Here is a 13,798-nt window from a genome sequence, read left to right as displayed (position 1 = left end):
CAAAGACTCAAAGGCACAAAGTTTTTTTTCTTTAAGTTTTTTTTTCACGCAGATATTGCAGATTTGGGCAGATTTTATTTGATTTCTTTAAAAAATCTGCTGAATCTGCTTAAATCTTTTTAAATCTGCGTGAAACAAATTTTACAATTATTGGCAAAAAAACTTCTAGTCTTTGTGCCTTTGTGGCCAACTACTAATGTGCTGGCAATTCAAATTTATTTTGCTCTGGTTCAATTTTTCTTTTTGCAGCTCCGTTGTCCAAATTACTTGACGAAACATCTTTAAAGACAATCTGATTGATCTTATCCGAAGGAACATCAATAGCTTTCATGGTCAGATTTTTTACATCGTCAAAAACAAATGCTGGACGGAAATCTTCTTTGTCTAAAACCAATTTTATGTTCTTCATTTCTATTCCGTTAACGTGACGAACGTAAAATCCCCAAGAAGGCAATTCGCCAAACATGGTAAATTCAGGATAACCTTTTATATTTTCATTTACGTCTTTTAATCGGCTTAGTGGATGATAGGCCATTCCTTTAGAAGCCCTTCCCGGATACACGATTTCAATGTTTTCCAAGGTGACATTTTCAATCAAATGGCCCGGAATTCCAGCAATTGAAGAGGGAAACGGATTATGGAAATAATCAACTTCGGGTCCGCGCATATCGTAATCAATGTCTGGACGGCCAAACGGAATCTGTGCTTTTACATTTTTAACCGATACATTTTTGATATAACCCGGTTTATCTCCGTTTCTGTGACCTAAACGGATTAATATAGCATTTCCAGTATTTATCGCAGTTATATCAGAAACTTTAATATTTTCGATTTCCGCGCCATCCACAGATTCAATCGCAATTGCCGATCTGAAAGTATCAAAAACTTTGATGTTTTCGATTGTTACATTTTTGAAGCTTCCATAAGAACCTGTACCAAATTTCACTGCGTTTGCACTTGATCTTATCGTACAATTTCCAATGTAAATATTATTGTTCTGCAATCCCGGTTCTTCCGATTTTAAACAAATTCCGTCATCTGCAGCGTTTACATTACAATTGGTAATTCGGGCATTTTCGCAACCATCAAGATCAATTCCGTCATTGTTCCAATACGCTCTGCTTTCTACTTTCATAAAATCAATTACAATATTTTTACATTCTCTAAAACATTGTGTCCAACCTGGACTATTTTTCAAAGTAATGTGAGTCATTGTAATCGAATCGCATTTTACAAACGAAATCAATTTTCCTCTTCCATCTTCAGGACGCATTCTTCTGTAATTGTATTTTGGATCAATTCGTACTCCCGTATGGTGCAAACTATCAATTGCCAATGCTAATTCTCTTCCTTGCCCGTTTATAATTCCTTTTCCGTTTACCGCAATATTTTTGGATTCGTAAGCTAAAATCAAAGCTCTAATTCCTTCGTATTTCGGATAATCATCAGGATTTGTACTTCCTAGCAAAACGGCATCGTCTTCAAAAAATAATTCCACTCCATTTTTTAGAACAATACTTCCCGAAAGAAAAGTTCCTTTAGAAAAAACAACTCTTCCTCCTTTGTTTTTGTTGGCTGCGTCAATTGCTTTCTGGATTGCTTTTGTATTTAATGTTATTCCATCTGCTACTGCACCGTATTTTTTAACGTCAAATATCTTTTGCGCCGAAATAGTTACGGAAACACAAAAAACAAACAATACGATTATAAAATTTCTTTTCATCTGTTAGTATTTAAGTTTTTAATCTCAACATTGGCGCTAAATATTTTTCACGCAGATTTAAAAAAGATTTAAGCAGATTCCGCAGATATCTATTAAAAAAAAACTAATTAAATCTGCCTAAATCTGCCACATCTGCGTGAAACAAAAATCCTTTTTTAATCCTAAAATCTGTGGCAAAAAACTTTTCGTTTCTGCTCCCGATAGCCATCAGGATTGCGAGCGATTTTCAATTTATTTTTTTAAATAAACTTTGAGCCTTTGTGTCTTCGCGGCAAAATAAAAATTACCAGAAAACAGTATAGAGAGCAACCAAAATTCCACTGATAATAAAGGAACCAACGATAAACTCTGATGAAACTTTAAACATCGATTTATCAACTTCAATTTCATGCATTTTAGATTCTATTTCAGAAACTGGTTTTGCTATACTAATTCCAACCATTATAAATACAATGATGAAGAAAACGATAGTCATTCTATCTAAGAAAGGATAATCTGGAAAAGCGCCTTCTGTCCACATTGGCAGGAATTTCAAAACTGCTGCAATTGGCACTGTAAGCAATGCTCCAGCTAATCCAGCTGTTGGAGTTGTTTTTTTCCAGAACATTCCCAACAAGAAAATTGCTAAAACTCCCGGTGAAAAGAATCCAACGTATTCTTGTATAAATTGATACGCCTGATCTAATGATTTTAATGCTGGAGCCACAAAAGCCGCAATAATCATACAAACAACCACGCACCATCTTCCTGTACGAACCAGTTTTTTTTCTGATGCTTGAGAATTGAAATACTTTTTATAAATATCTAAAGAAAAAATCGTCGAAATACTGTTGGCTTTTCCTGCTAATGAAGCTACAATCGCCGCAGTCAAAGCAGCTAAAGCCACACCTTTTAATCCTGCTGGAAGTAAATTCATTAAAGTTGGGTAAGCGTGGTCTGGCTTTAAAACTCCAGCAGCATCTACCATTTCCTGCTGAAACATTCCGTTTTCATGCATTACAAACATGGCGATTCCAGGCAAAACAGCAATAACTGGAACTAATAATTTTAGAAAAGCAGCAAATAAAATTCCTTTACGCGCTGTTTTCAAATCGGCTCCTAAAGCTCTTTGAACGATATATTGATTACATCCCCAATATGCCAAATTATTAATTAACATTCCGCCAACTAACACAGACATTCCTGGCAATTCATTATAATGCGGATTGGATTCGTCTAATATCATGTGTAAATGATCTGGTGCTTCTTTAGCAATTATAGCAAGCCCTTTTAATATATCTTTTCCAAAACCAAACTGATCAGAAAGTAGTGTCAAGGCTAAATAAGTTGTTACTAATCCACCCAAAATTAAAACGATAACTTGAAACATATCGGTGTATCCAATTACCTTCATTCCGCCTAAAGTCACAATCACAGAGAACAAACTCAAACCAATGACACAAAACTGAAAACTTACAGGAGCTATAGAGGAAATGGCTAAAGCACCTAAATAAATAATTGAAGTAAGATTAACAAATACATAGATTAACAGCCAGATAATTGCCATAATTGCGCTTACTGTACCGCTATATCTTTTAGCTAAAAACTGTGGCATGGTAAATATCTTATTCTTCAAATAAATTGGCAGAATAAACATTGCTACAATAATTAAAGTGGCAGCAGACATCCATTCGTAAGAAGCAATTGCAAGTCCGATAGCAAAACCAGAACCGCTCATTCCAATAAAGTGCTCTGCTGAGATATTAGAAGCAATCAAAGAAGCTCCTATCGCCCACCAAGTAAGTGATCCTTCAGCCAAAAAATATTCGTTCGAACTCGTTGTTGCAGTTTTTTTGCTTCTGTAAATATACATTCCATAGGTGGTCACTATGATAAAGTAAATAAAGAAAACAATATAATCTGCGGTTTGTAATACATTCATAATTGTGTGGTTATTGTGTGGTTAGATAGTAAGATGTATTTCAAAATTTGATTGATATCAAATCTTGAGAAACCATTTTCGTTTATATAGAAAGTACAGTAAAGTGAGCTGTACAACTGTTACGGATAAAGCAGCAAAAAAAGGTTGCCATATAAACGGTGTAAAATTTATAAGTCCGCCAAAAACATAATCTGCGGTGTGTTTAAAATCGACTAAACCTTCAGCAGCGATATAAATTAAAATAGAATTGGAACCGATTAATATTAATGGAAATGCCCATTTTTGAAAACCAAATAAATCGATTATCACATAAAAAAGGACAAAAAACAAAATACTGAATCCGCCAACAAAACAGACAAAAGAACTCGTCCATAAATGTTTGTTTATTGGAAAACTAATATCCCAAATCAATCCTATAATAATCAAAACCACAGCCGTTAAAGCCATTAAAAGCATTTTTACCTTTATTGAAAATTCACATTTTGCTTTTAAAAATGTTCCAATAAAAACACCTAATAAAGCGGTTCCAATAGCAGGAAGTGTCGAGAATATTCCTTCTGGATCGTAAACTGTACTGTGCAATCTTCCTGGCAATAAAAGACGATCAATGTAACCTTCTAATGAACCTTCTTTGGTTAAAACTCCCGCTCCAAAATCTGGCACCGGAATCCATTTCATTGCTGCGTAATAACCAATCAGAATACCGAAAAACCAAATCAGCTGTTTTTTAAAATCAAAATTCAAATAAATAATTCCAGCAAAAAACCAAGCTAGTCCAATTCTTCCAAGAACACTTGCCAAACGTGTCTGATCGAAGCCATCAAATCGTAATAATCCATTTACCACAAAGCCTAAAACCAATAAAATACAGGTTCTTCTAAGCATTGATAAATATATTTTTCTCTTTTCAGTTGCGGGTAAATCTTTAGGAGATTTTACGCCTGCCAACTGTATTTTTTTTTCAAAAGAATAGGGCATCGAAACGCCGGCGACAAATAAAAATATTGGAAAAATCATATCATAGAAGGTAATTCCATTCCATTCAGCATGATGCAATTGTGATGACATCCAGATAAAAATAGGAATTGGAGCCGCTTTGGCAAGAGCATGAACAATATGTTCGCCACTCATAATCCAAAACATCACAAATCCGCGCAGTGCATCTAAAGAAATTAATCTTCCATTTGTAGAGTTACTCATTTTTAAAATATTCAGTGGTCGGTTGATAGTTTTTTTTTAGTTTTCAGTCTCAGTCGCAGTTTTCAGTGCTTACCTGTGACTGAAAACTGCGACTGCGACTGTAAACTTTAAAAAATTGGTTTAATGATAAATCCGTAGCTGTATTCGCTTTGGGTTAAAGTATATTGTTCGTGTGGTGGTGCGCCCCAACTGTTGTCACCTCCTAATCCACGTTGGGTTAAATCGACGCAAACAACAACTTCATTTCTCGGAGTAATGTCGCTGGAATGAATATTCTTTTTAGAAATTCCTCCGTCAAAATCACTCGGATAATTATTCAAAGTACTCATACCTAAAGGTTGCAGACCTTTTATTTCCAAGCCATTTCCTTTATTGCTTGATAATTTAAACCAGCGTATATCTGTCTTGTATCCATTTTCTTGTGGGCGTGTATAAGGCACATACTGATCTGCAACTTTACTGGTATAAATTCCTTTAAATGAAGATGTTTTTCTATCTGGATAGTTTTCCAAAGGACCTCTTCCATAATAATCCAGATTTTCTAATGTATTTTTTAAAGTGAAAATCATTCCGAAACGTGGTAACTCTGGCAGTGGGTTATTTCCCTTTTTATAAGAAGCTTGAATCTCTAAAGCGCCATCATTTCCTAATGCATATTTGATGGTATAATCAGAAGCAACATCGTTTAATTTTAATTTTGCAACGATGTATTTCTTGCCATTTTCTTCAGTCTGCTGAATGCTTTCTACAGAAGTATTTTTTCCAGCCGTTCTCCAAACATTCGTTCTAATCTGCATTTTGTTTCCAATATCATTATCGGTTGGAGCTCTCCAGAAATTAGGTTCAGGATATTGTTTAAAATATTCCTCGCCTTTTAAGCTGTAATATGAAATCAATCCAGACGATTTACTGATTTTAACCGTAACATTATCCGAAGTCAAAACAAACTGATCTTTTTCATCTTGAACTTTTGCTGTATTTGCTTTATCTGATTTTTCGAAATATTTCCCGTCTTCGATAATAAATTGTTCTTTAGCAATTTCAAAGTTCTGAGGCAATAATTCTGAACCAATTTTCGTGTAAGCAAAAACATTCAACAAATATTCTGTTCCTTCTTTCGACTGTAATTTTGGTAAATCAATTTTAAACTGCTTTTTTGTTTTCGGATCTAAAGCAACATTAAAAGTTCCTTCTTTAATTACTTTTCCATTTTCTAAAACTTCACATCTAAAACCGTATTTATTCAAATTTGTAAATCCAAAATCGTTATTAATTTCGATTAAACCATTTTTAATATCAACTGCTTTAAATAATATATTCTGATAAACTTTCTTTACTTCAAAAGCTCCAGGATGCGGTGTTCTATCAGCATAAACTAAACCGTTGTGACAGAAGTTTTCGTCATTTAAATAATTCTGACTTCCCATATCTCCACCGTAAGTCCAGTATTTACGACCAGCTTCATCAATTCCATAAAATCCTTGATCTACCCAATCCCAGATGAAACCTCCCTGCATGTTTTTGCTTCCGCGGATAATATCCCAGTATTCCTGAAAATTACCACTGCTATTTCCCATTGCATGTGAATACTCACACATAATGTATGGACGAGTCACTTCTTTGCGCGCCGCATATTCCTTCATGTATTCTATCGTTGGGTACATCGGACAAACGATATCTGTGTTTTCGTTTTCTTTTGCCTGTTCAAACTGAACCAAACGAGAATTATCTCTTTTTTTGATCCATTTGTATGCTTCGTGAAAAACAGGTCCATTGGCACTTTCATTTCCTAATGACCAAATAATCACAGATGGCATATTTTTATCTCTTTCAACAAGACTATAAATTCTGTCAAGATGTGCTTCTCTCCATTCTGGAAGATAACCCGGATTCGTTTTTGGATTCATCCATTTTAAAGGCTGTCCTTCTACTCCCATTCCATGGCTTTCGATATTGGCTTCATCCACCAAAAACAAACCGTATTTGTTACATAGTTTTACCCATAAAATATTGTTGGGATAATGACTGCAGCGAACAGAATTAATATTCAGCTGTTTCATCATTTTGATGTCTTTCATCATCGTCGCTTCATCCTGATAGTGTCCCGTTTCTGGATTGTGTTCGTGAATATTTACACCATGAACCATTAATCGAACTCCGTTTACCAATAATTGTCCGCCTTTTAATTCAACTTTTCTAAATCCGATTTGTGTTCCAACCGTTTCTACAAATCCTCCTTTTGCATTTTTTAAAGTCAAAAGCAAGGTGTACAAATTGGGTGTTTCACTGCTCCATAATTTCGGGCTCGACACATTCTGAGCAAAATTGATAGTTTGAACTTTAGATGCTTCAAAATTGATATTGATTTCTTTAGTAAATACATTTTTCCCTGAAGCATCTACCAATTTTGCAACTAACTTTTGATTGTTAACTGAAGTTGAAGTCAGGTTTTTCAAACTTACATCAACACTTAAGCTTCCGTTTTTGTACTTCGCATCTAAATCTGGTTTCGCAAAAAAGTCTGAAATTCGAACATTATCTGTGCTGTATAAATACACATTTCTGTCAATTCCAGAAAGTCTCCACATATCCTGATCTTCTAGATACGAACCATCGCTCCATCTGTAAACTTCTATTGCCAGATCATTTTTTCCAGGTTTTAAATATTTAGAAATATCAAATTCTGCTGGACTTTTGGTATTTTCTGTATAGCCTACCTTTTCACCATTTACCCAAATATACATAGCAGCTGTTCCTGCTTCGAAATGAAGAAAAACATGTCGGTTTTTCCAGTTTTCTGGCAGCACAAAATCTCTTTTATAAGAACCAACTGGATTATCCCAATGATTAATGAAAGGTGGATTTTTTTCGAAAGGATATGTAATATTGGTATAGATTGGCACACCATATCCGTTTAGCTCCCAATTCGAAGGCACTTGAAGTTCCTTCCAATGTAAAGTACTGAAATCCGTTTTGTAAAAATCCTTCGGGCGCTCATCTGGTGTTGGTGACCAAGAAAATTTCCATTTTCCATTTAAAGAAAAATACCAAGGTGAGTTTTCATATTTATCAATTATGGCAGAAGTTTCATCTGCATAAGGAAGAAAAGCTGCTCTTGCGGGTTCTCTGTTAATTTGGAATACTTCAGGGTTTTCCCAATCGTTACGGTCTTTTTCTTGAGCCGAAACAGTAGAACAAAGTACAATCAGGCTGAATAAAAGTATTTTGGTTTTGATTTTATGCATTATTTTGGTTTTAGATAGCTGGCAATTATTTTTCTAACACATAGAAACATAGTTTTTCTTTGTATCAAAAGGCATTTTACTTATTACAGAAACACATAGCTATGTGTGAAAAACTAGTTTTTTTAATAAATCTTTTTTTCGCTCAAAAAAATCTGTTTCTATGTGTTTATATAACCTTTTTAAAACTTCAATTTTTCTGGCAAATATTTAGCAACTAATTCTTTGTAATAAGGAAGCAATGCTTTTACGTCTGGTTTAACTGGCGCTTTTGTATATAAATCATATGGATTGAATTTTCTAACCCAGTCAAACATTTCGATGTCTTTCTCATTCATCAAATGTGCGTAAGCATTTTCTTTATGCTGAGAATAAAAGGAATGATAACGAATCATGTATAAAGCCGGATCTGGAAGATAATCTTTCATGATTTGATATAAATATTCATCGTGCCCCCAACTCATTTTTACATTATCTAATCCGCAGTTTTCAGTGTAAACCCCAAATTTGGTATTGAATCTCTCGTCTGTAAAATCTGGATTTTCTTTAAAAAACTCAGAATAAACGATTTTATCTGAATAGGCACATCCAACAGGAAATGTATCTCCGACCACTGCCCATTGCGGTTCTCCAAACAGGCATAAAACTTTACCTAAATCATGGATGAAACCCGTAAGCACAAACCAATCTGGATGACCGTCTGCGCGGATAGCCTCTGAAGTCTGTAAAAGGTGTTGTGTTTGATCTAAGTCAATATCTGGGTCGCTGTCGTCTACAAGAGTGTTCAAAAAATCAACAGCTTCCCAAATTGACATTTCTTTTCTATTAAACTGCAAAAATTCTTGTTCCTTACTGCAGACAAAGTCATAAGTTTGATAGGTGTGGTTTATTCTATAAAACTCCTTAACTGTTTCTACTCTTTCTGAATCGACATAATTCCTGAATTCTTCTTTCTGCTTTTCTTTTGCGCTTTCATTTTCTTCAGAAGGATCAGGATATCGCATCAACAAATCATCTTCCCACTCATCTAAATTTTTCAACGGATTGTCTGTGTCTATATGCTTTTTCATAATGTTAAATAGTTAAAAGTTACAAGACAAAAATAGAATTACATATTCCGTTCAAAATGGATTAATACATCAAAAACATGGATAAATTTGATTATTGTAGGATTTTTACATTTAATTTAATTTAAAAAGCCGTTATATTGGCTTTTATCTATTTGATTAAGGTAAAATAACATTATGATTTCTGAGAAGTAATTGAGTAATCTTTGTGGATTTTCTTGTTTGGTCATTTTCTTTATGCTTTATAAGGTAGTTATTAATGTTAGCCACGAATTCACAAATTTTCACTTACATAACAGACTTTAAATTTTGCGGGGAGTTGCACGAATTTTTACAAATCAGTTTTTAAGAAAATAGCCTGTGGTTTCAACCACAGGGACATTACGAGAAAAATTAGATTATGGACAAGCATTGTAGATAAACGTTGCGTTCCTGTGGTTGAAACCACAGGCTATGTTTCATCTATTAATTTATAAAATTTGTGCGATTTAACGCAAAGAAAAAGCCCCTATATATAAGTGAAAATTCGTGAATTCGTGGCAAAAAAAATCTTTACAATCCCCTTTATCCCGATAACTATCGGGAGTGGCTAAAAAACCTAATTAATAATTTTACTAGGAGGAAAACCAAACTGTTTTTTAAAACATCTACTGAAATACAGCGGATCATTAAAGCCAACCAAATTCGTTACTTCCGAAACATTATACTTTTTCGTTTTCAATAGTTCTGCCGATTTTTTCAAACGAATGGTTCTAATAAATTCATTTGGAGCCAAATCCGTCAGTTCTTTAATTTTTCGATATAATTTTGAAGAACTTACCCCTAATTTATCACACAGAAAATCAGTCGAAAGATCTACTTCGCTTAAATTATCATTGATAAGACTAGTGACTTTTTCCATAAATTCTTCGTCAATAGGAGAATGTGTCAGCATACTTACTTTGCTTTCTACCTCGCCAGAGAATTTTTGTTTGAGTTCCAACCTAGATTTGATCATATTTTCAATAACCGTTTTAAGCAATAATGGCTCAAAAGGTTTTACTAAATAACCGTCAGCTCCCATGTCGTAACCTTTTACCTTATCCATATTTTCAGAAAGCGCCGTCAGCATTACAACTGGAATGTGACTGATGAATTCGTCATTTTTAAGCTCTCGACAGAATTCTAATCCGTCCATAACAGGCATCATAACATCTGTAACACAAACAATTGGTTTAATTTGTCTGCAGATTCTCAAGCCTTCTTCTCCATTTTCTGCGTCATAAACTTTATAATAATCAGACAAATAATCAACCAGATATTTTCTTAGTTCACTATTATCTTCAATTACCAAAATTTTCTCTTTTAAATCGGTATTCTGTATAATTTTCTTAGCTGCTTTTTCTGGAATAAGCATACTCAGATTGTCATTTTTAAGAGCATATTCAAAAACTTCTTTATGCTCGTAAGACTCCCGATCAATTGGAATCTCCACCCTAAAAGTACTTCCTTTTCCTTGTGTACTTTCTACAGAAATACTTCCTTTATGAATTGCTACTAAAGATTTTACTAAAGATAAACCAATTCCCGATCCCGTATTATTGGCTTTACTGTTGGTTGCTTGATAAAATCGTTTGAAAATTTTCTCCTGACTTTTTAGCGGAATACCAATTCCGTCATCTGTTACTTCAATAACCAAAATATCTTCAACCGTATCTTTCAGCCTTATGTACAAATCGACATTTCCGTTTTTATTGGTAAATTTCAAGGCATTCGATAAGAGATTATACAAGATTTTATCATACTTATCATTATCCAACCAGCCGTTTATTTCGTCATCTTCAGAAATAAAATTGAGCTTAATTTTCTTGTTATAAGCCATTTCCTTAAACGAATCAAAAATATTTTTTGAGTACGCTAGAATATTCGTCTGAGTAACTTTCAACTTAAGTTCGCCCGATTGTGCTTTTCTAAAATCCAATACCTGATTCACTAAATTCAATAATCGGCTGGCATTCTGATATATTAAATTATATCGGCTTTTTTCATAATCTGTTGCGTTACTGTTTTCATCCAGCAATTGTTTTGCCGGACCTAAAATTAGCGTTAAAGGTGTTCTTAATTCATGCGAAATGTTAGTGAAAAAGCGTAATTTCTCATTATTCAATTTTACATCGTGTTCTCTATTTACTTTCTCTGTAAGCAATTCTTGTTTTAAACGAATTCGGTTTTTGATTTCCTTTCTGATGAAATAGAAAACACCAAATAGAATAGCGAAAAACATTAAAAACGAAGTTGGTGTCAACCAGAATGGAGGAAGGATTTTTATTTTATAAGAGACCGTTTTACTCCAATATCCATCACTATTACTTGACCGTATTTTAAAAGTATAATTTCCTGGATAAAGGTTGGTATATTGTACGCTTCTAGATGTACTATTGGCTGTAATCCAATGCTTATCAAAACCTTCCAGCATATATTGAAACTTGTTCAGTTTTTCGTTTGCGAATGAAGGAGCCGAAAACTGAAGAGAAAAGTTTCGGTTTTTATAACTTAATTCAATTTCATTTCCATAATTCAAATCTTTTGAAAGCGGAATTTCTCCATTAATTTCCATTTCAGGAAACACTTCTTCATTCTGAATTTTAAACTCTGAAATCACTGGTAATGGCGACCAATTATTTCTTTTCATTGCGGGTGGAGAAAAAGAAATAATTCCGTTTTTACCACCTAGAAAAATATTAGAATTATTAAAATAAAAGAATCCACTTGAACTAAAAACGTCTAATCGGTTACCACTATTAACGTGATAAATACTAATATCCTTTAAATTCGATTTTACGAAAGCGATATTATTGTTGTTGATATTCAGCCATAAATTCCCGTTAGCATCAGATAAAATATCAGTGATCCATTTTCCAGAAAGTTCTTTCAGATTTTTTACAGGCTCAAATTCGTTCTTTTTCGGATTGTACAAACACAGGCCAAAACGGGTTGAAGCCCATATTTTCCCTTTTACATCGACTAAAACGTCACTCACATTTTCATCATGAGGCACGCCTTTTTCCTTTATAAAAAGTGACGAATAAGTCTCAATTTTTCCTGAATTGATATTGTATTTTACTACGCCTGTTTCTGTAGCAAACCACACATTGTCTTTGGCGTCCCTTTCAATGGCATTTATCTGAAAATCAGGTAAAAGTTTACTCGAGGTTTCTACTTGTAGTGTTTTAGTATTTAGAATTACAGCTCCTTCTCCAAACGAACCAACGATCATTTTATCGTTTGTAATTTTTCTAAAAGCAAAAACAGGCGATTTCTCAAATCCCGAATGTATTTCTCTAGAAGATTTGCTCAAATAATTGTAAACCAAAATGTTTCCATCCCAAAGACCACAGTAAAAAATCTTTCCATCATCAGAATATATACTTGCAATGTCTTTACCAACATTGTGCAAAGGCGTTGAGCCTTTTATGTTAGAAATAAAAAGTCCGCTGTGATAAGTCGCTACAATTACTTTTTCGTCATACGTTTTAGCAAAACCTCTTATTCGTGGCGCCTGATTGCCAATTGAACGCGAAATATCTTTGTTTAAAGTAAACTGATTTTCATAAGGATCGTATTTATCCAAACCATCTTCAGTTCCAATCCACAAGACACCAGATTTATCAAAATAAAGTGCCGAAATTAAATTATCGACAAGCGAAGTATCATCAGAAAGAATAGAATAATACCATTTGTAATTTCCTTTCTGAATGTCTTCTAGTTGATCACAAACTAGCAATCCTCCCAAAGTCCCGACCCAATATTTGCCGTCTGGAGCTCTTGCAACTGAAAGAAAATAGGGCCCTAAAGCGCCTCTAACTTGTTTGTTGTCAATATATAAATTAACAAACTCATTAGTGGCTTTATCCAATTTATACAAACCTTCACGAGTTCCAATAAAAATATCCGATTTCGCATCTTCATATATAAAATTGATGTATGGATTTTTGATATTTGAATAGGGTACAGAAAGCGAGTAATAGTTAATTTTTACGATCGCTCCCTTTGCATCCATTGTTATTTTTGCAACCGAAGACTTTTCGTAACTCCCAATCCAGATATTTCCTTTTTTATCTTCAAATATTTCTTTTACATAATCAAAACCTTTTAATGGAATTTTCTCAAATCGGTTTTCTTTCAAAAAGAACATATACATTCCTTTTGTTTTTGTCCCTACCCAAACTCTTTTGAATTTATCTACATAAACAGCTCTAACTTCATCATCTGGAAGGCTGTTTGCATCCTCTTTTTTATTAAAAAAAGTAGTGAAAACATGCGTATCCATTTTGAAAAGAGTCAGCCCTTTTCGGGTACCAATCCATAAATGATTGGAATCTTCATCAAGTTCTAAAGCCGTAATATCGTCATTGTATAATTTGTTTTTCCCAAGTGTAGAACTCATGTAATTTTTGAACTGATAACCGTCGAAACGATTTAATCCAGAGAAAGTTCCAAACCACATAAATCCCTTTTTGTCCTGTACAATATGACGTACTGAATTATGAGACAGTCCGTTATTATCATTATAATGCGCGAATTTTATATTCTGTGAATAAGAATGATAAAAAACGGCAAATAACAAGAATAATATAAAGGCTTTTTGTCTCATGAAAATAAATTA

6 protein-coding genes are annotated in these 13,798 nt (G+C 33.8%); all 6 read right to left on the bottom strand.

What is annotated here, in order from left to right; translation table 11 throughout:
* Positions 1-193: 193 nt before the first annotated feature.
* The 6 genes from DM444_RS03890 to DM444_RS03865 all read right to left on the bottom strand — a co-directional run bounded on the left by DM444_RS03890 (position 194) and on the right by DM444_RS03865 (position 13,786).
* Complete coding sequence (locus tag DM444_RS03890) at positions 194-1,723, bottom strand: glycoside hydrolase family 28 protein (protein ID WP_111284177.1); 1,530 nt, start codon at positions 1,721-1,723, stop codon at positions 194-196.
* Between the two features lie 283 nt (positions 1,724-2,006).
* Complete coding sequence (locus DM444_RS03885; RefSeq protein ID WP_111284175.1) at positions 2,007-3,644, bottom strand: sodium/sugar symporter; 1,638 nt, start codon at positions 3,642-3,644, stop codon at positions 2,007-2,009.
* 57 nt (positions 3,645-3,701) lie between these two features.
* On the bottom strand, positions 3,702-4,844 hold the full coding sequence (locus DM444_RS03880; protein ID WP_111284173.1) for an acyltransferase family protein: 1,143 nt from the start codon (positions 4,842-4,844) through the stop codon (positions 3,702-3,704).
* Between the two features lie 107 nt (positions 4,845-4,951).
* The gene (locus tag DM444_RS03875) at positions 4,952-8,089 is read right to left on the bottom strand and encodes a glycoside hydrolase family 2 TIM barrel-domain containing protein (RefSeq protein WP_111284171.1); all 3,138 of its coding nucleotides are present in this window, start codon (positions 8,087-8,089) and stop codon (positions 4,952-4,954) included.
* 179 nt (positions 8,090-8,268) lie between these two features.
* Entirely contained in the window at positions 8,269-9,156 is an 888-nt protein-coding gene (locus DM444_RS03870; protein WP_111284169.1) for an inositol oxygenase family protein, read from the bottom strand.
* A gap of 595 nt (positions 9,157-9,751) precedes the next feature.
* Positions 9,752-13,786 carry a hybrid sensor histidine kinase/response regulator transcription factor gene (locus DM444_RS03865; protein ID WP_111284167.1) on the bottom strand — a complete coding sequence of 1,345 codons (4,035 nt, stop codon included), beginning with the start codon at positions 13,784-13,786 and terminating at the stop codon, positions 9,752-9,754.
* Between the last annotated feature and the right edge of the window lie 12 nt (positions 13,787-13,798).

The sequence above is a fragment of the Flavobacterium ginsenosidimutans genome, assembly GCF_003254625.1.
Classification (GTDB): Bacteria; Bacteroidota; Bacteroidia; order Flavobacteriales; family Flavobacteriaceae; genus Flavobacterium; species Flavobacterium ginsenosidimutans.
This window is presented reverse-complemented; position numbering and strand designations above follow the sequence as displayed.